Origin of the sequence: Ephemeroptericola cinctiostellae (assembly GCF_003339525.1) — a bacterium.
In the GTDB taxonomy this organism is placed as follows: Bacteria; Pseudomonadota; Gammaproteobacteria; order Burkholderiales; family Burkholderiaceae; genus Hydromonas; species Hydromonas cinctiostellae.
In genome coordinates this window covers 1856550-1880999 of sequence record NZ_CP031124.1, presented here as the reverse complement: position 1 = coordinate 1880999, position 24450 = coordinate 1856550, and the positions used below count along the sequence as shown (strand labels likewise).

The window sequence follows — 24450 nt, the reverse complement described above, 5'->3', positions numbered from 1 at the left end:
AAATCAAGTTTGGAGATGAACAAATGAACAAACCCATGAACGAATTTGAACACAACATCGTGTGGGCGCAAGTCGCCACGGTCAGTGATTTTCCAGAGGATGGTGGCATGTGTGTACAGGTTGAAAATCAGCAAATTGCAATTTTCAACTTCGCCCGTCGTGGTGAATGGTATGCGACAGATAACCTGTGTCCGCATAAACAACAAATGGCATTGTCGCGTGGGATGATTGGCTCACATGGCGCGGACTGTGAACCCAAAGTGGCGTGCCCATTTCATAAAAAGACCTTTTCATTGAAAAATGGTCAGTGCTTGTCGGGAGATGATTTGCAGATTCAGACGTACCCAGTGAAAGTTGAAGGGGCATCGGTTTTTGTGGGTCTGGTCAAACCTTAAAAGGTATGGAAAAAATAAGCTTCATGCATTTTCTCAACCTTCTTTTTCAATTTAATTTTTAACCATTTTTTAATTGTTGTTAACCTTGAAAGGGGTTTTTATGTCCACCATCAACGCCACTTCGAGCATCGCCTCGAACAAACCCTTGGACACACTGAATGTATTCAAATTCAGTGGTGTTCAAATGCGCACGTTCCACATCACGTGGTTTACGTTTTTTATTTGCTTCTTTGCATGGTTTGGTCTTGCACCTTTGATGCCGACCATTCGTGCTGAGCTGGGGCTGAGTAAGGCACAGGTCGGTAACATCATCATCGCTTCAGTGTCTGCGACCATCATTGCCCGTTTGTTTATCGGTCGCTTATGTGACACATGGGGGCCACGTAAAACTTACACGGCTTTATTAACAGTGGGTGCGATTCCTGTCATGACGGTGGGTTTGGCGAACAGTTACGAAAGTTTCTTGTTGTTTCGCTTGGCGATTGGCGTGATTGGTTCTTCTTTTGTGATCACCCAGTTTCACGCGGGCATCATGTTTGCGCCCCAAATCAAAGGCACAGCCAATGCCGTCGCGGGTGGTTGGGGCAATTTGGGCGGTGGTGTGACCAACATGTTGATGCCTGTGATTTTTGCGGTCATCGTGGGCATGGGTTATACACCACAACAATCATGGCGCTATGCGATGGTGTTGCCCGGCATCATGATGCTCATCATGGCTGTGGTTTACTTCAAATACACCAAAGACACTGCTGCGGGCAACTACGATGAAATTGGTCGCACCAAAGCGGTTGCCGCAAAAACCGATTGGTCTGTGCTGTCTGATTGGCGTGTGTGGGCATTGACCTTGTCGTATGCGGTGTGCTTTGGTATGGAAATCACATTTGATAACGTGGCTGCACTGCATTTTGTCGATACCTTTAAATTGTCTCAAGGTTCAGCTGGTTTTTGGGCGGGTGTGTTTGGTTTCATGAATATTTTTGCCCGTGCTTTGGGTGGCATTGTGGCCGATAAAGTGGGTCAAAAATCAGGCTTGAAGGGCAAAGGCTTGTTGTTGGCTTTGGTTTTGGGCTTAGAAGGTTTGGGTTTGGTGATTTTTGCGATGGCGGGTGATTTGACTGCTGCAATTGTGTCGATGCTGTGTTTTGCTTTGTTCTTGAAAATGGCCAACGGTGCCACCTATGCCATCGTTCCTTTTGTGAACACTAAAAATGTCGGTATGGTGGCTGGTGTGGTGGGTGCGGGCGGCAACGTCGGCGGCATGATGTTTGGTTTCTTGTTCAAATCCAATCTGTCGTATGCCGATGCATTTCAAATCATTGGCAGCATTGCGATGGTGGTGGCGTTATTGGTTTTGGTGACACGTTTTGAGCGGAAATCGGTCATCGAGTTGGATGAAACGGCCTCCGGCGTGGCGGCTTAAAACCATAGAAAATGGGCACTCGTTCTTCTGAGTGGATGTGATGTGGGCGGATGTGTATGTGTTTGTCAGGGGTGACCTTGACAGAACACATACTGAATCCGTCCACTTAACCCTTGTTTGAAATGAATGAGCACAGGCGCATTGTTTTCCAGTCCGTTGCCTGTGACGTGTTTTCCTGTTTCAGAATGATTGAATAAAGAAGTAAAAAATGACTTTCCTGCGCTCTACTTGCTCATATTGTGGTGTCGGTTGTGGTGTGTTGATCAAAAAAAATCCGTACACAGGCGAAATTCACCTCAAAGGCGATGAATCCCATCCCGCCAGCCGTGGAAAATTGTGCTCGAAAGGCATGAACCTGCACCATGTCGCGATGGAGACGTCCGACCGTTTGACTGTGCCACGCATGCGCGTTAACCGTCAAGCGCCGCTGCAAGAGGTGAGCTGGGAAACGGCACTGAGCCGTGCGGCAGCTGTTTTTAAAGGCTTGATTGATAAATTTGGCCCCGATTCGGTGGGGTTTTATTTGTCAGGCCAATTGTTGACCGAAGAGTATTACATCATCAATAAACTCACCAAAGGCTTTATTGGAACGAACAACATCGACACCAATTCCCGTTTGTGCATGAGTTCTGCGGTGGTTGGCTATAAAAAATCATTGGGCGAAGATGCCGTGCCTGTCAGCTACGACGACATTGAACTGGCGGATTGTTTTTTCATTGCGGGGGCGAATCCTGCATGGTGTCATCCGATTTTGTTTCGTCGGATCGAAGCGCATAAATTGGCGAATCCCGATGTGAAAATCATTGTGGTTGATCCACGGCACACACAAAGTGCGTCGATTGCGGATTTACATCTCCCCATCATTCCGGGCACCGACATTTACCTGTTCAATGCCATTGCGCGTGTGCTCATTGAGCAAGGCAAAATGGACGCGGCGTTCATTGCGGAACACACCAATGGTTTTGAGCACGTTCAAGCCAAAGTCTTTGAATTGACATTGGCTGAATATGCTGAAAAATGTGGTGTGCCTGCTGCGGACATCGTACAAGCCGCCCTATGGATTGGCGATGCGAAAGGTTTCATCAGCATGTGGACGATGGGATTGAATCAAAGCGTGGTGGGTGTGAACAAAAACCTTGCTTTGATTAATTTGTCACTGATCACGGGGAAAATCGGTCGACCAGGCAATGGGCCATTCTCGCTCACAGGTCAACCAAATGCGATGGGCGGACGTGAGGTGGGGGGATTATCGACCATGCTGGCGGTGCACAAAGAAATCAATAACCCTGTTCACCGTCAAGAAATTGCTGACTTTTGGGGCGTGCCTTCTGTGCCTGATCGTCCGGGGCTGTCTGCGATGGAAATGATTGATGCGCTCGAAGCAGGACGCATGAAAGCCATTTGGATCATCTGTACCAACCCTGTAGACAGCATGCCGAATGCGCGGCGTGTGGAGGCGGCTCTGCGCAAGGCCAATTTCGTCATTGTGCAGGACATTTCTAAAAATGCATCCTCGTTGGATTTTGCCGACTTGATTCTGCCCGCAGCGGGTTATATGGAAAAAAGCGGCACGATGACCAATGCCGATCGCCGCGTCAGTTTGGTGCAAAAAATCACCGATGCTCCAGGTCAAGCCTTGGCCGATGCGGAAATCATTTGGCGTTTTGCAGCCAAAATGGGCTGGCAAAAATCGTTCAATTACAGCAGTTATGGGCAGATTTTTGATGAGTATAAAATGCAAACCAAGGGCACCAACATTGACGTGAGCGGTTTGTCACATGCTTATTTGAAAGCCAATGGTTCGGTTCAATGGCCTTTTGCAAGTGCAGATTCAAAAGGCACACCGCGTTTGTTCACCGATCACCGTTTCTACACGCCCGATGCGCGTGCCAACATGTTTGCTGTTGCGCCCGACAATGCGTCCGAAAACACCGACACTGATTTTCCATTGGTTTTGACCACTGGGCGGATTCGCGACCAATGGCACACCATGACGCGCACAGGCAAAGTCAGTAAGTTGAATAAACACATTCCAGAACCTTTCGTGGAAATTCATCCAAATGATGCCGAACGTTTTGGGATCATCAATGGTGACTTGGTTGATGTGCGTGGCCGCCGTGGTGATGTGCGTGTGCGTGCCAAATTGACCGAGACGATCCGGGAAGGCGTGGTGTTTTTACCGATGCACTGGGGACGAATCATGCAACGTGATGCGGGGCGTGCCAATAACCTCACCCATGATTTGATTGATCCGACCTCAAAACAACCTGATTTTAAATTTTCAGCGGTCAATGTGCACAAATATGTGCCGAAGATGCAAAAAATCATCGTGATCGGCGCGGGCGCGGGCGCGGGTCGCTTCATTGAAGCCATGCGTGAACGCGATCAACAGGTTGAAATCCATGTGTTCAGCAAAGAAGTGAACCCGTTTTATAACCGTGTCTTGCTGCCTGAATACCTGTCGGGACACAAAGGTTGGGAGCACTTGCTGCGTTTCAAGGCTGAAACATTAAAAGCGTTGAATGTCACGCTGCACAACGGCATCGGCGTTCTCAGCATTGACCCCAGCAACAACAGCTTAACCGATGCAAATGGTGTGAAGCACACCTATGACAGTTTGGTGGTGGCGACAGGCAGTCGTGCCTTTGTTCCCGTCGACTACCCCATGGATAAATCGAATATGTTCACCATTCGCCAGCGTGAGGATGTTGAGCGCATTCAAGCCTTACTCAAACCGAATGCACGGATTGCCATTGTTGGCGGCGGCTTGTTGGGTTTGGAAATGGCCGATGCTTTTGATGCATTGGGCTATCAAATCGATTTAATTCAACAATCCGATCGCCTGATGCCACGTCAGTTGGATGCGTTGTCAGGCAAATTGTTAAAGCAACAAATTGAAGAAAAAAACATCGTTGTGCACTTAAACGACCAAGTGGTGCATTTTGTCGAAGACAGCAACGATCACAATCGCATTGCTGCAATCAAATTGAAAACGGGCAAGACATTACAAGCCGACATTGTCATGTGTGCCATCGGCACAACCCCAAACATTGACATATTGCGTGCCGCAGGTCTGGCGTGTGGTCGTGGTGTCAAGGTTAATTCGCGCCTGCAAAGCAGCGTCGATAACATTTACTGCATCGGCGAAATCGCCGAACTCGATGGAATGATGTGGGGCATCACTGCCGCAGCAGAAGAGCAAGCGGATGTACTCGCCAAAGTGTTGTATGGTGACCCTCACGTGAATTATAAAGGCAGCACATTCATGAACATCTTGAAGCTCAAGGACATTCACTTGAGCTCTGTGGGCATGATTGAAGAACCCCCGAATGATGATGCTTATCAAGTGGTGCGCATGGAGGATGTGTCGCGGCATTATTACAAAAAATGCATCATTCACAACAACAAACTCGTTGGCACCATCTTAATGGGCAATAAAGACGAGTTCGTGCAATTTAGAGACTTGATTAAAAATGGCGCTGAGCTGGATGACCTGCGCGATGCCTTGTTGCGACCGGGGGGAGGGGCAGCAAAAGAACCTCTCAAAGGCGCATTGGTGTGTTCATGCAATAACGTCGGTGAAGGCAATATCAAAGATTGCATCGGTGGTGGTTGTAAAACATTGTCCGATGTCATGCAAAAAACAGGGGCAGGCACAGGCTGCGGCAGCTGCAAACCTGAAATCATGGTGTTGCTTGAACAAGCCAAGCAAACCAAGCAAGCCGAGGTGATGGCATGATGAACCCAATTGTTAAAATTCCAAGCGTTGGCGGGCGCATCGCAGTGAAAACATTGGCCAAGGCGGTCAAATTGGGCTTAAAACATCAACTGGACTGTGTGTGTTTCAGTGCGCGTCAAGAGATTTTGTTTGAATTGCCTCACGCAGTTGAAGCCAAACAGTTCACACTTGCATTAAATCAAATGCACATTGCGGTTGGGACAGCCGATACCCGCAATGTGGTGACATCGCTACCTGCCAATGACATTTTTCCCAAGCGACCTTGGTTGCATTCAGGCAATTATACGGAGATCGTTCAAAGCTTTAAGCACAAGCCCCGTTTGACGGTGGCCATTGTTGATCCACGTCAGGATTTTGTACCGATCATGGACAGCGAGCTGAATTTTATTGCAGCCGAAAAAGAAGATTTTTGGTATTTATATTTGTGTTTAGGGGATGCGGGCAAACCACCCTTTATTTGGCCTGACTTGATTGACAGCAAAAGCATTGCGGATGTGTCTGCACGCATTGAGGCTCAAGTGGCCTTGGGCAAAACCGAACTTGAGTTGGTTGAACTGCTGGCCGATGACAGCGATTTACAGACCGCACCATATGGCTTTATTCCAGCACCGATACAGCAGAATCACCCGCAATACGATGGTTTTTTTCGGGTCGGAGGCGTTTATTGGCTGGGGATTTACAATGCCGGTCAACGCATGCCGTTGCTTAAACTTGAGCATTTGTTGAGTGTGTGTCAATCGCAAAACATCAATTACATTGATCTGTCCACATGGGGTTCTTTGCTTATCAAAGACCTTAAACGCACGGCTGTGGATGAATGGAACCGCTATTTGGGTCTAAACAACCTCAACATCGGGCCTGCTTATCATGAATTAAACTGGAAGCTTGATCCCTTCAACTTGGAGCACCATGCTTTAAAAGTTAAAATCAATGAGGAGCTGCAAAAAGCAGGTTTGCGCACATGGGGCTTGTCTTTGGGGGTGGCCTCAGAAACGCGCCGCATTCGTCCCAGTATTTTGATCCGCGTGCACCCCAAAAAACTTTTGGGTCGCCAACGCTATGATTTATATCATGCCAAACACTTTAACCCCGTGAACGGTGAATATGTGTTGTTTGATGGCCATATGGTTCAACAGGATTTGATTTCAAACCTCAAAGGTTTGATTTCACAATACCAACGACAGATGCGCATTAAAGTTGAACCGATTCAAGCACTTCGTCGCTCAGAGAAAAGCAAAACGATCATTTATGAATGTTCGGTGTGTTTGACACAATATGTCCCTAACTTGGGTGATCCAGAGCATGGGATTGCCGCTGGAACTGCTTTTGGTAATTTGCCTCTAACGTATTGTTGTCCTGTGTGCGAAGGAGATAAAAGTGTTTTTGTGCTGGTTTGATGGATGTTGATTTTTTGAAAAATTGCTTTTTGAGGCAATTGCTTTTGATGCAACACGCTGTCATGGGTTAATCTGATTCACAGTCAAAACCATAAATATCTCATGCGCCATTGCGGGCTTGACCCGCAATTTTTTGCGTTGAGAGGTACCGCGTCAAGCACGGCATGATGAAATATTGACAGCGTTTTGTTTGTTATCGTTTGAATTTCTTTTTCAGCCAGTTTTGCGCATCATCCATCATGATGTAGACCACAGGAATCACCAATAAGCTCAAAAATGTCGAGGTAATCAAGCCGCCAATCACAACAACGGACATCGGTGCTCGAAAGCTGGGATCTGCACCAAAACCGAGTGCGTTGGGCAACATGCCAGCCACCATGGCAATGGTGGTCATGAGGATCGGGCGTGAGCGTTTGTGACACGCATCGAGGATCGCATCAATGCGGCTCATGCCGCCATGATAGGCAATGATGGCATAGTCGACCAGTAGGATCGAGTTTTTCGTGACAATGCCCATGAGCATGATCAAGCCAATCATGGCGGGCATGCTGATGGAAAACTGCGTGATGAATAATGCGCCAAACGCACCGCCGATGGATAAAGGCAAGGCCGATAAAATCGTTAAGGGTTGTGTGAAATTGTGGAACAATAAAACCAAAACAATGTAAATCGCGCCAATCCCCGCCACCATAGCCAGCATGAAACTTGTACCCAACTCTTCATTGGCTTCAGCATCACCTGCTGGTTTTAGCTCAATGCCTTTGGGCAATGCTTTGACGGCGGGCAGGTTGGCCACTTGTTTTGTGAGGTCGGACAAGGGGACACCATTTGGATCGATGGTGAAGTTGATGGTGCGTTGACGATCCAAACGGTTAATTTCTGTGGCGCCTGTACCCATGCTGACGGTTGCGACTGCAGACAAAGGCACGAGTTCGCCTGAATTACTGCGGATTTTGAGGTTTTCTATTGCGCTCAAGTTATCGCGTTCGGCATCGGTCATACGCACGTTAATAGGTACTTGGCGTTCGGGTAAATTGAGTTTGGACAGGCTGTTGTTGTAATCACCATTGATGGCGACGCGAATCGTATTGGCCAAATCAACTGTGGATACGCCCGCTTGTGCTGCTTTGGCAAAATCGGGGTGAATCGACACTTCGGGACGCAAAACGCTGGCGCTTGAATTGACCGTACCAATGCCTTTGATGCTGCGCATGTCACGTTCAATTGCAGCGGCTGCACGTGCCAGAGCAGGCGCATCATCACCAGTTAATGTGGTTTCAAAGTAGCTGGTCGATTCTGCGCTGCCAACGGTGATGCGTGCGCCTGCAATGTTTTTGACTTTTTCACGAAAATCCGCTTCGATTTGTGGCTGAGTGCGGCTGCGCTCACCACGTTCGGTCAGTGAAATGTGTATGGTGGCTTTGCGCACATCGGCACTTGCGGTGGCAAAACCATTGGTTGCTTGGCCAGAGCCGAGTGCGGTATAAATGCCTGTGATTTCAGGTGTGTCTTTGATGGCATTTTGGACTTTTTCAGAGGCTGCTTGCGTTTGTTTCAGCGTGTAACCTGGTGGCAGTTCCACTGAAATGGCGGTGCGCCCAATGTCACCTTGTGGGATAAATTCACCTGGTAAGGTCATGGCCAAGCCAATGGCTGCAAAGAAAAAAGCACCCGCAGAGAATGAGGTTTTCCACGGATTGCTCAGACACCATTTGACCGTTTTCATGTAGCGGGTCATCAATGGCCCGTCTTTAGGTTCTTCGTGAATGCTGTCTTTGAGTAAGTAAGCCGCCATCATCGGTGTGAGCAGGCGAGCAACCAACAATGAGACGACCACTGCAATGGCAGCGGTCCAACCAAATTGCACAAAAAACTTACCGGGAACGCCGCTCATGAATGCAGTGGGTAAAAAGACCGCGACCAAGCTGGCGGTGGTGGCAATGACCGCCATGCCAATTTCATCTGCGCCTTCCATGGCGGCTTGGTAGGGCGTTTTGCCCATTTGCATGTGACGCACGATGTTTTCGACTTCGACAATTGCATCATCGACCAACACACCGATCACCAGTGACAGCGATAAAAGTGTGACCAAGTTGAGGCTAAAGCCCATCATGTTCATGAACCAAAAGGTCGGAATGATTGATAATGGTAAAGCGACCGCAGAGACCACTGTCGCCCGCCAATCACGCAAAAACCACCACACCACCAAAATCGCTAAAATTGAGCCCTCAATAATCAAAGACATGGAGTCTTTGTAATTGTCCTCAACCGGTTTGACGGTTTCTTTGATTTCTTCAATCACAACATTTGGATGGTCAATTCGGAACTCATCCATGATTTTGCGTACGTTTTTAAGTACGGTCACTTCACTCGCGCCCTTGCTGCGCACGACATCAAAGACCACCGCAGAATGACCATCGATCAATGCTCCGCTGGTGCGGTCGGCTGCGCTGTCAGTGATTTGAGCCACATCGCCCAATCGCACTGAGCCGCCACTTGAGAGGGGCAGTTGTAAATTTTTGATGTCATCCACACTGCTGGCTGCAGCTAAAATACGAATACTTTGTTCTTGGCCGCTGACTTTGGCTTGCCCACCTGGTGCATCTGTTTGTACGCTTGCCAGTGCGTGGGATACGTCGCTCGCCGTCACGCCAAGCCCTGTCATTTGTGCAGTAGACAGCTCAATTTGTAATTCACGGTTGAGTCCACCGACCCGTGCAACTTGCCCGACACCTTTGACATTCATGATGGCTTTGGCTATTTTGTCGTCAACAAACCATGACAAATCAACCTCATCCATGTTGTTTGAGCGGATGGCATAGGTGACAATTGGTGAGCCTGATAGGGTGGTTTTTGAGATAATTGGTTCTTCAACAGCGGTCGGTAAGTCGCCGCGTACACCGGCAATGGCATTGCGCACATCGTCCGTTGCTTCCATGATGTTTTTGTCTAAGCTGAATTCAGCCATGATGGTGGCGTGCCCCTCGCTGACGGTGGTGTGGGTGTGCTTGAGGAGGGTTAAGTTGGCAACCGAGTCCTCAATTTTACGCGCCACTTCGGTTTCCAATTGCTCGGGTGATGCACCAGGCCAAGCGACCGATACCACAATCATCGGTAATTCAATGTCGGGAAAATTTTGGACGTTGGTTTTTTTGAATGCAAGCAAACCCAAAATGGTCAAAACGATGAATAAAAGCACCGATGGAATCGGTTTGCGAATGGCCCAAGAGGAAATGTTCATAATGTTATTGTGTAAGTAAGGAAGTGGGGCATCGGTTCGTTTACCCGCGCATCATTGATCGCTGGGTGGTTCGACGATAAAAGCATGACTTGTATGCGGCGTTTTATTTTGCAATCACGTCAACCGAGTCGCCATCTTTTAAGAAATCAGTGCCTGATTCCACAATCGCTTGCCCATCGGCCAAGCCCGTTGTGATTTCAATGCGATCGGCATTGCGTCGACCAATGACCACTTTGGTTTGTACGGCTTGCTTTTTATCATTCACCACAAACACATAATTGAAGCCATCACGCATCACGACGGCTGTGGGTGGTACGGTCAGTGCGTTACTACTGGCCAAAGCAAATTCTCCTTTGGCAAACATGCCTGCGCGTGCACTGCCGTTGCTGAGCAGATCAACGTACGCCGTTGCGCTGTTGGTTTTTTCATTCAAAGTGGGGGCCACTTGGCGCACGCGGCCTTTGATGATTTCTCCATCTGACAGGGTGATGCTTGCGCTGCTGCCTGCGGTCACTTGTTTGATTTGTTCAGCCGTGAGTTCTGCTCGCCATTCCAAACGATTTTTGAGTACCATGCGAAACAGTTCTTGCCCTGCCTGCGCGACGGAGCCAACGGTTGCGTTGCGTGCAGAAATGACGCCATCATCTGGCGCAATCACATTGGCTTGCGCCACACGGGTGCTGCCGAGGTTTTTTGTGGCTTTGGCTGCATTGAGGCGAGCGACTGCGGCTTTGTAGTTCGTGTTGTATTGCGAAATTTGTTGCTCGCTGATGGCTCCGCTTGATTTGAGGCTGTTGGCACGGGCTGAGTCTGCTCTGGCTTGTGCTAGGTTGGCTTGGGCTTCGGCGACGTTGGCGTTGTATTGAGCCAGTTCGGCATTGACCAAGTCAGTTTTAAAGCGTGCTAAAACCTGTCCTTTTTTAACAAAATCACCCACATTGACATTGATTTCACGCAATTGCAACCCATTGACCTGTGCGCCAATCACCGCCTCTTGCCAAGCCATGATTTTGCCATCTGCACCGATTGTTGCGCTTAAATTTTGTGTGCTCGGCGTGATGAGGGTCACTGCAAGTGCAGGTTTGATTTTGTTGGTGTCATCGGTTTGTGTTTTTGCTGTTGTTGTATTGGGGTGTTTTTTTAGATACCAATAAGCAGTGCCCACGGCCATCAGCACCATCAATGCAATAAGTAAGCTGCGCAACAATGGAGTGCGCAGGTGTGATTTGAAATCATTGAAAATGCGGTTCATAAAGTCATCTCAAGTTTGGTTTATGTTGGGGATTATGATTGTTGAGTTTGAGTCAGCCACGCGCCGCCGACGGCTTTGTACAAAGCAATCCAGCTTGTCGTGTATTCACGTTTGAGGTTGATGAGGTTTTGTTCGGCCGACAGTTTGTTGCGCCGTGCATCTTCAAGCTCCAGTAAACTCACGCTGCCAACGCGTTGTCGCGCTAGGCTGGCGTTGAAATATTTGTCAAATTTGTCTTTTGCTGTGTGTGCGTCACGCAGGCGTTTTTGTGCCGCATCCAAAGTGATCAAGGTGCTTTCGACTTCTTTGACTGCTGAAACCACGACTTGTTTGTAATTCGCCAAAGCTTCGGCGTAGCCTGCTTTTGCGATGTCTGCTTGGGCTGCACGTTGTCCTGCATCAAAAATAGGCAATGACAAGCTGGGGCCAAAAGACCAACTCTTGCCGCTTGCTTGCGGCGCACCACCTGATAGCTGAATGCCAAAAAAGCTGATGTTGCCCAACAATGCCAAGCGTGGCAGTCGCGCTGCTTGTGTCACATTGATTTGTGCGCTGGCCGCAGCCAATGTGCGTTCAGCGGCGGCCACATCAGGGCGTTGACTGATGATGTCAACGGGTAGGGCGGCCAATGTGAACTCAGGCGCACGTGGCTGTATCCCTGCATTTTTAGCCAGAATGTCTCGCGTTTCTGACTCACTTAAACCCGTGAGGGCGACCAATGATTTAATGCTCAAATCACATTCAGCCGCCATAGCGACTTGTTGTTGTCGACCTGTGGCTGCGGACGCATCGGTCAAATAACTTTCAGCAGGCGCATTGAAGCCAGCATGAACCAATAAATCCGTCAGTCGGGCGGTTTCTTCGCGTGACACGACATCTGATTGCAATGCCGCCGACTGCGCCTGACAGGCTCGATAAGCAACGTAGGTTTGAGCCACTTCTGCGGCGATTGATGTGCGCGCGGCGTGCCACTCCATGGTGCGGGCAGCAAGTTGAGCATCCGATGCGCGTCGTCCTGCTCGCAAACCGCCCCATAAGTCAATTTCCCAACTGGCATCAATCATGCCAAGCCGTGAGCGACGTGCAATGTCAGAACCGTCGTCACCGTTGTTACGGGTTTGGCTGGCTGAACCATTGATGGTCGGCAACATGTTTCCATTTGTAGCACCTGATGCTGCACGTGCTGCATCAATTCGTGCGACGGCTTGGGCGATGCTTGGATTGTTGAGTTCAGCCGCTTGTTGTAAGCGGGTTAGACTTGAGTCAGAAAAAGATTGCCACCAATTGACTAAGTCTGTGGTTTTGCCGTTGTGCGGCAAAGCGGCATACCATTCTGGGGCCGTTTGAGTGGTGGGTGAGTTGTATTTTGGCCCAACAGCGCAAGCTGTACTGATGATCGAACAGGCGAGCAAAGCCAATTTGAGGGTGATTTTCATGATGCACTTTGATGAACGAGAGTCGCTTAAATTGGCTTGCATTGTAGCATTAAAGATATACATTTCATTCGTTGGGTGCGCAATTGATTTCAACAAATGTAAGTTGTATGTAAAAAGTAAAAAGGGGCTTGTTGAGAATGTGCAAGGCCGATCATAAATTGATCAGAGGATGTGCTTAATCTAGGGAAGTGCTTAATATCTTTGACGGCGATTAGTTGAGCTATTAAAAGTAAAAGGTAAGCCAATGGGTTCAAAAAAAGCCAAACGTTGTGTTGGCTTTTTTTGTTTTATTTTTATGTTCGCTTTTAAGCTCAGAACAGCTTGGTGCTGATCCACCAAGAGATGGCCGCAATAAACGCAGAAGCTGGAATGGTGAAAATCCATGCCCACACGATGTTACTGGCAATGCCCCAATTCACAGAAGAAAAGCGGCGGGTCGAGCCGACACCCACGATGGCACCCGTGATGGTGTGGGTGGTTGAGACGGGAATGCCCAAAGCGGTGGCTGTGAATAAGGTGATTGCACCACCTGTTTCGGCACAAAAACCGCCCACTGGCTTCAGCTTGGTCAGCTTTTGACCCATGGTTTTGACAATACGCCAACCGCCAAATAATGTACCCAATGCGATGGCGGCGAAACAGCTGTAGCCCACCCAGGCGGGTAAAGCATCGTTTTTACCGATGAGGCCACTGGCGATCAACAGCAACCAAATGATGCCCATGGTCTTTTGTGCATCATTGCCACCATGACCGAGGCTGTATGCGGCAGCGGATATCAATTGCAGGCGGCGGAACAAACGATCCACGCGTGCAGGTGAGCTGCGGTAGAAAATCCACGAGACCGCGACCATTAAAATAGAGCCCAAGAGAAAACCAAGCGCTGGTGCAACAAAAATAAACAGCACAGTTTGAATGATTTTTTCGCTTAACAGTGCGCCAACACCTGCTTTGGCAACCGCCGCACCAATCAATCCACCCATCAAAGCGTGTGAAGATGATGATGGAATGCCGAAGTACCACGTCACCACGTTCCACACAATGGCACCCGCCAGCGCGCCAAAAATGACATACTGGTCGACGACAGAGCCTTCAATAATGCCTTTACCAATAGAGGCTGCGACAGTGTGCGGCAACACATAAAAAGCAATGAAGTTAAATGTGGCTGCCATAATGACGGCATGTTGTGGCTTCATTACGCCTGTTGACACAACCGTTGCAATGGAGTTGGCTGAATCGTGAAAGCCATTCATGAAGTCGAAAATTAATGCAAGGATGACCAAAATGATCACCACCTGCATGCTGATGTGCATTGTTCCCATAATAACGCCTATAAAATGTTAAATATTGAGGTGAGTGGGATTAAGCGTTTTCAACAACAATGCCTTGAATGATGTTGGCGACATCTTCACACTTGTCTGTGATGGACTCCAGCATTTCATAAACTGCTTTATACTTAATTAAACTTTTGACATCTTCTTCTTCACGGAATAGTTTTGACATTGCACTGCGTAAAATACGGTCACCGTCGGATTCTAAGCGCTCAATTTCAGATGAGATTTTGAGGATTTCGCCAGCGCTTTTCATGTTGTCCAGTAAGCCAACTGCGGTTTGAACGCGTTCGCAGCATGCCACGCCGATGGCTGCAAGCTGCTTCGCTTCACTTGTGCTGTTGGTGACATAATACAGAGAGACTGTTTCAGCGACGTCTTCCATCAAGTCAATCACATCGTCCATGGTGGTTGTGAGTTTCAACATGACATCACGATCGAGCGGTGTGATGAATGTTTTATGTAATAAATCTACAGTTTCGTAAGTGATGCGATCAGCGCGTTTTTCATTGTCCTTGATCACGCTCATGTAACGGTCTGTGTTGGCCAAGTCATTGAATAAATTGACAACTTCTTTTGAAGTGGTAACCAAAAGTTCTGCGTGTTGGTTAAATAAATCAAAAAATTTGCCTTCTTTAGGCATGAGGCGGTTGAACATAGTGCGTCCTTTTTTATGGGCGAAGGGGTCTGATTGTGAATTAAGGCATGAAAAATAGCCTTAATTCGACATTTTACTACATTATTTCAATTTAATGAATTTATATGGTCATGCGACAAAGTGGGAAAGCTTACGCGTCGATGTTTAAATGATTGCTTGCAGGCGGACGTTTGACTTATATAAGATATTTGTTACTTTTATTAAACAAACATCTTGTGCACTGCAAAAAAAGTCGCTAATATGCGTCACAAAGCATTTTTCTTAAATAGGGTGTTTTACTTGGTTTTGAAAATTGCATATGATTGTTCTTTTTTTGTTATATTTTTTGTCAGATAGGTGTCAAGCAGATGGCTCATGATGTCCATTTTAAAGTGACCGACGAGGTGCGCCGCGCAAGATTGCGCTGGCGAGCAAAACGTGGTTTGTTGGAAAATGATATTTTTATGACACGTTTTTTTAACGTGCATGAACATGACTTAACTGATGAGCAAGTGTACGGTCTGGATTTGTTGTTGGATTTGCCCGACAATGATTTGTATGAGTTGATCATGGGTCGTAAAACGTTGTCTGAAGTTGATCCTGCTGAGCATGTGATGTCTGAGGAAGAGATGGTTTTGGCAGACACTGTCTTGACCTTATTAAAAAGTATCTAAGCCATAATCATAAATGGCACATTTTAAATTTTTAAATTACAGGAGAGCTGCACCATGAGTACCAATCCCCAAACCGCTACGCTATCGTTCTCTGACGGCTCGCCTTCAGTTGAGTTGCCTATTTATGAAGGCACAATTGGTCCTGATGTCATCGACATCCGCAAATTGTATGCCCAAACAGGCCGATTCACCTTTGATCCTGGTTTCATGTCAACTGCGGCATGTAATTCAACCATCACTTATATTGATGGCGATAAAGGTGAGTTGCTTTACCGTGGCTATCCGATTGAGCAGTTGGCAGAAGAGTGTGACTTTTTGGAAGTGGCTTATTTACTGCTGAACGGTGAATTGCCGACAGCTGAGCAAAAAGATGAGTTTGTGAATCACAAAGTCATTCGCCACACCATGGTGCATGAACAAATGAAGCAGTTTTTTAATAGCTTCCGCCGTGATGCGCACCCAATGGCTGTATTGACTGCTGCCGTGGGTGCAATGAGCGCGTTTTACCATGATTCAACTGACATCACGGATGCAAAAAGCCGTGAAATTTCAGCCATTCGTTTGATTGCTAAATTGCCTACTTTGGTGGCAATGGCGTACAAGTACTCGATCGGTCAACCTTTCATGTACCCAAAAAATGATTTGTCATATTCGGGTAATTTCTTGCGCATGATGTTTGCTGTGCCTGCGGAAGAATATGTGGTCAATCCAGTGCTTGAACGTGCTGTTGATCGTATTTTCATTTTGCATGCTGACCATGAGCAAAATGCATCGACTTCAACCGTTCGTTTGGCAGGCTCATCGGGTACAAACCCGTTTGCTGCGATTGCGGCTGGTGTGGCTTGCTTGTGGGGCCCCGCGCATGGTGGTGCCAATGAAGCTGCATTGAAAATGTTGGAAGAGATTGGTCATGTCGACAATGTGCCTGGCTTCATTGAAAAAGTGAAAGATAAAAATTCAGAAGTGCGTTTGATGGGCTTTGGCCATCGCGTGTACAAAAATTATGATCCACGCGCAAAACTGATGCGTGAAACGTGCTATGAAGTATTGGCAGAGTTGGGTTTGCAAGAAGATCCATTGTTCAAGTTGGCGATGGAGTTGGAGCGCATTGCATTGTCTGATGATTATTTCATCAGCCGTAAATTGTATCCAAACGTTGATTTTTATTCAGGCATCGTTCAACGTGCATTGGGTATTCCTACTGATCTGTTCACCGGCATTTTTGCTTTGGCTCGGACAGTGGGTTGGATTGCACAATGGAATGAAATGATTGCTGATCCCGATCAAAAAATTGGTCGCCCGCGTCAATTGTTCGTGGGTTCACCTAAGCGTGATGTGCCTAAAATGTCTGCGCGTTAATTTTTAGATTCAGTTTCAATACATTGAACCAAAGAAAGCTTTGCATTGTGCAAAGCTTTCTTTTTTTTCTGGGCAACGCTTCCTTCATGTGCGCAATGATGTGTGTGTACTGTGGGTGCTTCATTTTCGCTTAACCCAGATGTGTTATTTTTAGTGCCTTATCAAATGTTTGATCAAAGGTGTTTCGAATGAATGTTGTTGAACAATTCAATCAAAGTGTGTTTCTAATCATCAATGCAAACCCCAATCCAGAAGCGTGGATGTTAAGCCTTGCGCGGTTTTTGGCACATTATGCTTCTTATGCGATTCCAATCGTCTTGTTGTGTGCGTGGTTGTATGGTGAGCGCCCAGCAAGAGCACGTGTTGTCATGGCTTATTTGACGGTGTTGTTGGCAATGGGCATGAACCTGTTGATTGCCTATCTGTGGTTTCACCCCCGGCCATTCATGATGGGTTTAGGAACAAATTTTATGAAACATGGGCCCGATGCTTCTTTTCCAAGTGATCACATGACGACAGCGAGCGCAGTGGCATGGGTGTATGTATTGGCGGGGCAAAGGGTTTTGAGGGTGTTTTTTGTATTGTTGGCGCTGGCTGTGGGTTGGGCGCGCATTTATTTGGGTGTGCATTTTCCACTGGATATTCTGGGTTCAATGGTGGTGGCTTTATGCGCCGCATGCTTTGTTAACGCATTGTGGCCAAAAATAGGTGATGGGATGATGTTTCGTTTAGAGCAACTTTATCGTACACTGATGGCTGTGCCTATTCGGCGTGGTTGGGTACGTGATTGAGAGCAAAAACGCACATCTTTTTTATAAATAATAAGAAATACAATGAATTCAAATATACATCAAGGTCTGAAACGGGTTTGGGTTGGCCTTGTGGTCTCTTTCGTCTTTTTATTGGTGTTTACTGAGGTGTTGCCTTGGGGACATCAGATGGACATGTGGGTGTCTCATGCCTTGTTCAACAGTGCCACAGGGCAATTTCTATACAATCACGACACCAGTTGGGTTGAAGTTGTTTTGCACATCTGGTTTAAAAACGCCTTGCTGTTGATTCCTGCATATGCTTTGTTGCAAGTGTTGATGGGGCTTTGGCTTAAACGCCGAAATGGTTTCAATGGCATTCAACAAGAGGTGTGGCGGCGTTGGTTGGCCGCATTGCTGGCGGCGTTGTTGTCGATGTTGTTGGTGACTTATTTGAAGAAATGGACCAATCAAGCATGCCCATGGAGTCTAATTGATTTTGCAGGTCAATGGCCATACACCGATTTGTTCGCTGTCAAACCGTGGGGGAGCTCAGATATGGCGTGCTGGCCAGCAGGTCATGCTTCAGGTGGTTTTATTTTGTTGAGTTTTGCATTTATTGGCGGTTGGCCGCCCAATGTGTGGAATGCTCAACTGAAGCTTGGCATGGTTCAGCCCCCCATTTTTTTAAGTGCGCGTGCATTTGTATGGTATGCAGTGGTATTGGGTATGTTGCTTGGTTTTGCTCGAGTATCGCAAGGGGCTCATTTTTTCAGCCATCAGTTTTGGGCATTGTGGTGGGTGGTGTTGGCCAATATGGTCTTTGTACAAATAAATTTGATTCAATCACGTTGGCTGGCGCCTTTGTTTTCGGCTAAGTGAGCGCAGACCATATGAGCACGGATTGAACATGCATTATTCATTACATACCCTTAAAAAAATCCCAAAAGGTGTTTGGGTTCTTGGCTGTGTGAGCATGTTGATGGACATTTCATCTGAAATGATTCACAGCTTGTTGCCTTTGTTCATGGTGGGCAGTTTGGGCATGAGTGTTGCACTGGTGGGCCTGCTCGAAGGGCTGGCTGAGTCATTGGCGTTGATCATTAAGGTGTTTTCAGGTGTCATCAGTGATGCTGTGGGTCGACGCAAAGGTTTGGCATTGTTGGGGTATTCGTTGGGTGCCTTAAGCAAACCATTGTTCGCAATTGCACCTGCCGCGGGCTGGATTGTCGCGGGGCGATTGATTGATCGTGTGGGTAAAGGCATTCGTGGTGCACCACGTGATGCCTTGGTGGCGGACATCACGCCTCCTGAAATACGTGGTGCGGCATTTGGTTTGCGTCAGTCGTTGGATACTGTGGGGGCATTTACGGGGCCTTTGATTGCAGTGGGTTTGATGTTGCTTTGGCAAAATGATGTTCGAGCGGTGTTTTGGATGGCGGTGGTGCCCGCAGTGCTGGCGGTGATTGTGTTGGCATGCGGTGTTCGAGAACCCAAAAGCAGTGTTGCACTTGATCGGCGCATGAATCCAATTTCGATCACGAATTTAAAACGATTAGATTTAAATTATTGGGCAGTGGTGATGTTTGGTGCCGTGTTCACATTGGCTCGTTTCAGCGAAGCTTTTTTGGTGTTGCGGGCGCAGCAACTGGGTATCGCTTTGGCTTGGGTGCCGTTGGTGATGGTGGCCATGAATGCTGTGTATGCATTGAGTGCTTATCCTTTTGGGCATTTGTCGGATAAAGTGAGTCACCGTGGTTTACTGACGGGTGGACTGTTGGTCTTGATCGCCGCAGACTTTTGCCTTGCCAATGCTGTGGATTGGAGGGTGTTGATGTGCGGTGTGATGCTGTGGGGGGTTCACATGGGCATGACTCAAGGTTTATTGGCGCGCATGGTGGTGGATGCATCGCCTGCTGATTTACGGGGTACTGCGTTTGGTTTTTTTAATCTGATGACAGGCATTGCCATGTTGATTGCGAGTGTGTTGGCAGGCTATGTATGGGATGGCCTCGGTGCTGCTTATACATTTTATGTGGGGGCGGGGATCAGTGCTTTGGCTTTGGTGGGCTTGTCAGTGTTGAATTTCCAAGCAAGGAATCTTTGATGTGCTTGTGTAAGGCGCGTGTAACCCGTGGCACGTACAGTCTTTGAAAACAATTAAATTAAACGTGAGACAAAATCTAAAATGTGAGTCAAAATGGTGCAAAACTGTTTTGCTGATTAAGTTATATGGTGCTAGAATGCTGCGTTGCATATAGATTTTTCATGGATTTTCACGTTTAATTGCTCAGTTTTGTAATAAGACGTGTTTATTCCACTCGCCCCCGATGTACCTAGACAGTGGTACATTGGCTATTAACCAAGCGGTATGGCCGCAAAGTTAATGGGAGTGTGTTCTCCCTAATCCCCTTGTGCGTTGCGCACAGAAAGGACAAGCCCATCATGATGAATGACTTTTTGTCAAATTCATACCTCTTTGGCGGTAATGCACCGTATGTTGAAGAGTTGTATGAGCTCTATTTAGATAATCCCAACTCTGTACCTGAGCAATGGCGTGCATATTTTGACAATATGCAGCATGTTCCTGCAAGCAATGGCGAAACCGATGCTCGCGATGTGGCGCATGCGCCTGTCATCGAGTCTTTTGCGTTGCGTGCGAAACAAAACAAATTTTTGACGGCACAAGCTGCGAATTCAGACTTGGGTCAAGCCAAAAAACAAGTCAGTGTTCAATCATTGGTCGCAGCTTACCGTTTCTTAGGTTCTCGATGGGCTGAACTTGATCCCCTCAAACGCCGCGAACGTCCTGAAATCCCTGAGCTCGAGCCTTCTTTTTATGGTTTGACTGAAGCTGATTTGGATGAGAAATACAGCACTTCTAATACCTATTTTGGTCAAGATTCCATGAGTTTGCGTGATTTGCTGCAGGCTTTGCGCACGACGTATTGCGGCACATTGGGCGCAGAATTCATGTATATTTCTGATCCTGCTGAGAAACGCTGGTGGCAAGAGCGTTTGGAGTCATCTAAAGCAACACCACAATTCAGTGCTGAACAGAAAAAACGCATCATGTTGGAGCTGACCGAAGCTGAAGGCATCGAACGCTATTTACACACACGCTATGTGGGGCAAAAACGTTTTTCTTTGGAAGGTGGCGAAAGTTTCATCGCTTCAATGGATGCCTTGATTCAACACGGTGGTGCGCAAGGTGTGCAAGAAATCGTCATTGGCATGGCGCACCGAGGTCGTTTAAACGTTTTGGTGAATATTTTGGGCAAAAACCCAGCCGATTTGTTTGCTGAGTTTGAAGGCAAACACGGCGATGATTTACCTGCTGGTGACGTGAAATACCACCAAGGCTTTTCAAGTGACGTGACCACGGCAGGCGGCCCCGTTCATTTGTCTCTCGCATTTAACCCATCGCATTTGGAAATTGTTAATCCAGTCGTAGAAGGTTCGGCACGGGCACGTCAAGATCGCCGTGGTGACGTCGATGGCACACAAGTATTGCCTGTGCAAGTCCATGGTGATGCTGCGTTTGCAGGTCAAGGTGTGGTTATGGAAACACTGAATCTCGCACAAACGCGTGGTTATGGTACACATGGTACGCTGCACTTGGTCATTAACAATCAAATTGGCTTCACCACATCGGATCCGCGTGATAAAGGATCAACCATTTACTGTACTGACGTGGCCAAACTGATTGAAGCGCCTGTTTTACACGTGAACGGTGATGATCCAGAGTCAGTGGTTTGGGCGACACAGCTTGCACTCGACTACCGTCAAGCATATAAAAAAGACGTTGTCATTGACATCGTGTGTTTCCGTAAGCTCGGTCACAATGAGCAAGACACGCCTGCATTGACGCAGCCCTTGATGTATAAAACCATTGCAAAACATCCTGGTACGCGTGCGCTGTACGCAGATAAATTGACGACACAAGGCGTGCTTAACGCTGGCGAAGCCGATCAAATGACCGTCGATTTTCGTGCCGCAATGGATGAAGGTCGTCACTATCACACATCGGTATTGACCAATTACAAGCACCAATACGCCACCAATTGGGATTCATTCCTCAATAAAAAATGGGCAGACGCAACCAACACGTCGATTCCAGTTTCAGAATTGAAACGTTTGGGCGAAAAAATCACCACATTACCAGATACGGTCACACCGCACCCATTGGTTGCGAAGCTGATGAAAGACCGTCGCAACATGGTAGACGGCAACCAGCCATTGGATTGGGGTATGGGTGAGCATTTGGCATTTGCCTCATTGTTGAGCAATGGCTACGACATCCGCATCACGGGTCAAGACTCAGGGCGCGGCACATTCACACACCGTCATGCTGTTGTGCATGACCAAAACCGTGAACGCTGGGACTCTGGTAGTTACATTCCATTGCAACATGTGACCGATCAAGCATCATTCTCCGTCATTGATTCGGTGTTGTCTGAAGAAGCTGTATTGGGTTTTGAATATGGTTATTCAACCACGGCACCCAACACCTTGGTGATTTGGGAGGCGCAATTTGGCGACTTCGCCAATGGCGCACAAGTCGTGATCGATCAATTCATTTCAAGTGGTGAAGTGAAATGGGGACGTGCTTCAGGCTTAACCTTGATGTTGCCACACGGCTATGAAGGTCAAGGCCCAGAACACTCGTCGGCTCGTATTGAACGTTATTTGCAACTGTGCGCAGACAACAACATGCAAGTGGTTCAACCCACAACCCCAGCCCAGATTTTCCATATCTTACGTCGTCAGATGGTGGGGACATTCCGTAAGCCATTAATTATTTTCACACCAAAATCATTGTTGCGTCATAAAGAGGCGATTTCTGACTTGAATGATTTGGCCAAAGGCTCGTTCCAGACAGTAATTGGTGAATGCGATGCTACGGTTTCAATTGATAATGCAAAAGTGAAACGCATTTTGGTCTGCTCAGGTAAAGTCTACTATGATGTATTGGCTTTCCGCCGCGAAGAAAAAGATCAAAATGTGCCTGTGATTCGTTTGGAGCAAATGTATCCATTCCCACACAAAGCTTTTTCTGCTGAATTGAAAAAATACCCACACCTCGAAGAAATCATCTGGGTGCAAGATGAACCTCAAAATCAAGGTCCATGGTTCCAAGTGCAGCACAACCTGTTTGAAAACCTTTCAGAAGGACAAAAACTTGCTTACGCTGGTCGTCCAGCCTCTGCTTCACCAGCGGTGGGTTACTATGCGAAACATTATGAGCAACAAAAAGCCATGATGCAAACTGCATTTGGCAAGATCAAGAATTTCTTGAAGAAGTGATTCTAAGTTTTTGTTTTTAAATATATTGTGAAAGATCGCGGTGGGATTAAACAATCCACCGCCCCACAGATCATGCAGCGGGTCATGTGCCCGCTCCAACTTGAAAGAGAAATAAAATGGCCATCATCGACGTTGTTGTCCCCCAATTATCAGAGTCCATTGCTGAAGCAACATTGCTCACATGGAACAAAAAAATCGGTCAAGCCGTTGTTCGTGACGAAAACTTGATTGACGTTGAAACAGATAAAGTTGTTCTCGAATTACCTGCGCCTGCTTCAGGTGTTTTGGTTGAAGTCATTGCCGCTGACGGTGCAACCGTTGCCAGCGGTCAATTGATTGCAAAAATTGACACAGAAGCAACTGCTGGCGCGACCGCTCCTGTGGCGCAAGCAGCGGCGCAAGCGGCACCTGCCGTCGCTGTGGCCGCCGCCGCACCTGTTGCCGCATCGGCAGGTGGCGTTGCATCTCCAGCTGCTGCAAAAATCATGGCTGAAAACGGTTTGAATGCTGTTGTAGGTTCAGGCAAAGACGGTCGCGTGACCAAAGGCGATGCCCTCGCAGCAGCCGCCAGCGGTGCCGCTGTGACCGCATCAAGCATCCCCGCACCTGCTGCAGGCGCGAGCTTGCCTGCGGTTAAAGCACCCATCAATGTGGGTAATATCTTGGCCGATCGTCCAGAACAGCGTGTTGCCATGAGCCGCTTGCGCGCACGTGTCGCAGAACGTTTATTGCAATCACAATCGACCAATGCCATTTTGACCACTTTCAATGAAGTGAACATGGCACCCGTCATGGAAATGCGCAACAAATACAAAGACAAATTTGAAAAAGAACATGGTGTCAAACTTGGTTTCATGAGTTTCTTTGTTAAAGCCGCAGTGGCTGCTTTGAAAAAATACCCTGTCTTGAACGCCTCAGTGGATGGCAATGACATCGTTTACCACGGTTACTTTGACATTGGCATCGCCGTTGGTTCACCACGTGGTTTGGTGGTTCCCATTATCCGCAATGCCGATCAACTCAGTCTCGCTGATATTGAAAAGCAAATCGCAGAATTTGGTGCAAAGGCCAAAGACGGTAAACTCACCATCGAAGAAATGACGGGCGGTACATTCAGTATTTCCAATGGCGGTGTGTTTGGTTCAATGCTCTCAACGCCTATTATCAACCCACCACAATCAGCGATCCTTGGCGTTCATGCGACCAAAGACCGTGCGGTGGTTGAAAACGGTCAAATCGTCATTCGCCCAATGAATTACCTCGCCATGTCGTATGATCACCGCATCATTGATGGTCGCGAAGCGGTGCTGGGCTTGGTGGCCATGAAAGAGGCACTGGAAGATCCAGCCCGTTTGTTATTGGATGTGTAAACAAATGAGTAGGCAAGTAGGGCGTCAATAAACGCAGCACATCGTAGGTTGGCGGTGAGCAAAGTAAGCCCCAACACTTGCAAGCATGGTAAAAGTATTGATGGGTGTGTTGTTTTATTAAACTCATGGGTGTTGGGGTTCACAAA

The 24450-nt window shown here is 47.6% G+C and carries 16 protein-coding genes; 11 read left to right on the top strand and 5 right to left on the bottom strand.

Translation table 11 applies throughout. From position 1 onward, the window contains the following. The first annotated feature begins 23 nt into the window (after nt 1-23). The 4 genes from nirD to DTO96_RS12955 all read left to right on the top strand — a co-directional run bounded on the left by nirD (nt 24) and on the right by DTO96_RS12955 (nt 6951). Entirely contained in the window at nt 24-395 is a 372-nt protein-coding gene (gene nirD, locus DTO96_RS08450) for a nitrite reductase small subunit NirD (RefSeq protein WP_225972465.1), read from the top strand. A gap of 100 nt (nt 396-495) precedes the next feature. Continuing rightward, complete coding sequence (locus tag DTO96_RS08445; protein WP_192878976.1) at nt 496-1815, top strand: MFS transporter; 1320 nt, start codon at nt 496-498, stop codon at nt 1813-1815. 208 nt (nt 1816-2023) lie between these two features. Next, complete coding sequence (locus tag DTO96_RS08440) at nt 2024-5554, top strand: nitrate reductase (protein WP_114563091.1); 3531 nt, start codon at nt 2024-2026, stop codon at nt 5552-5554. Then, entirely contained in the window at nt 5551-6951 is a 1401-nt protein-coding gene (locus DTO96_RS12955) for a rubredoxin (RefSeq protein WP_114563090.1), read from the top strand. Before DTO96_RS08440 ends, DTO96_RS12955 begins: the two co-directional genes overlap by 4 nt. Before the next feature lie 193 nt (nt 6952-7144). Here DTO96_RS12955 and DTO96_RS08430 read toward each other — a convergent pair whose 3' ends face one another. From DTO96_RS08430 to DTO96_RS08410, 5 genes are all read right to left on the bottom strand, one after another. Then, the gene (locus DTO96_RS08430; protein ID WP_114563089.1) at nt 7145-10192 is read right to left on the bottom strand and encodes an efflux RND transporter permease subunit; all 3048 of its coding nucleotides are present in this window, start codon (nt 10190-10192) and stop codon (nt 7145-7147) included. 103 nt (nt 10193-10295) lie between these two features. Further along, entirely contained in the window at nt 10296-11444 is a 1149-nt protein-coding gene (locus tag DTO96_RS08425) for an efflux RND transporter periplasmic adaptor subunit (protein ID WP_114563088.1), read from the bottom strand. 32 nt (nt 11445-11476) lie between these two features. After that, nucleotides 11477-12880, bottom strand: coding sequence for an efflux transporter outer membrane subunit (locus DTO96_RS08420; protein ID WP_157964383.1), 1404 nt, complete (start codon nt 12878-12880; stop codon nt 11477-11479). Between the two features lie 311 nt (nt 12881-13191). Continuing rightward, a complete protein-coding gene (locus DTO96_RS08415) occupies nt 13192-14199 on the bottom strand; it encodes an inorganic phosphate transporter (RefSeq protein ID WP_114563086.1) in 1008 nt (335 codons plus the stop codon). Nucleotides 14200-14239: 40 nt separating this feature from the next. Next, entirely contained in the window at nt 14240-14866 is a 627-nt protein-coding gene (locus DTO96_RS08410; RefSeq protein WP_114563085.1) for a DUF47 domain-containing protein, read from the bottom strand. Between the two features lie 347 nt (nt 14867-15213). Here DTO96_RS08410 and DTO96_RS08405 point away from each other — a divergent pair, with 347 nt between their 5' ends. The 7 genes from DTO96_RS08405 to odhB all read left to right on the top strand — a co-directional run bounded on the left by DTO96_RS08405 (nt 15214) and on the right by odhB (nt 24304). Next, nucleotides 15214-15519: an FAD assembly factor SdhE gene (locus DTO96_RS08405; protein ID WP_114563084.1), complete on the top strand. Its 306-nt coding sequence runs from the start codon at nt 15214-15216 to the stop codon at nt 15517-15519. A 54-nt stretch (nt 15520-15573) separates the two neighbouring features. Next, entirely contained in the window at nt 15574-16878 is a 1305-nt protein-coding gene (gene gltA / locus DTO96_RS08400; RefSeq protein ID WP_114563083.1) for a citrate synthase, read from the top strand. A 188-nt stretch (nt 16879-17066) separates the two neighbouring features. Next, nucleotides 17067-17669 (top strand): phosphatase PAP2 family protein, encoded by a 603-nt coding sequence (locus tag DTO96_RS08395; protein ID WP_114563082.1) that lies wholly within the window; start codon nt 17067-17069, stop codon nt 17667-17669. Between the two features lie 42 nt (nt 17670-17711). Continuing rightward, complete coding sequence (locus tag DTO96_RS08390) at nt 17712-18509, top strand: phosphatase PAP2 family protein (RefSeq protein WP_114563081.1); 798 nt, start codon at nt 17712-17714, stop codon at nt 18507-18509. A 28-nt stretch (nt 18510-18537) separates the two neighbouring features. Beyond that, nucleotides 18538-19734: an MFS transporter gene (locus DTO96_RS08385; RefSeq protein WP_114563080.1), complete on the top strand. Its 1197-nt coding sequence runs from the start codon at nt 18538-18540 to the stop codon at nt 19732-19734. A 338-nt stretch (nt 19735-20072) separates the two neighbouring features. Beyond that, nucleotides 20073-22934, top strand: coding sequence for a 2-oxoglutarate dehydrogenase E1 component (locus DTO96_RS08380; protein WP_192878975.1), 2862 nt, complete (start codon nt 20073-20075; stop codon nt 22932-22934). 116 nt (nt 22935-23050) lie between these two features. Continuing rightward, on the top strand, nt 23051-24304 hold the full coding sequence (gene odhB, locus DTO96_RS08375) for a 2-oxoglutarate dehydrogenase complex dihydrolipoyllysine-residue succinyltransferase (protein WP_114563079.1): 1254 nt from the start codon (nt 23051-23053) through the stop codon (nt 24302-24304). Nucleotides 24305-24450: the final 146 nt, after the last annotated feature.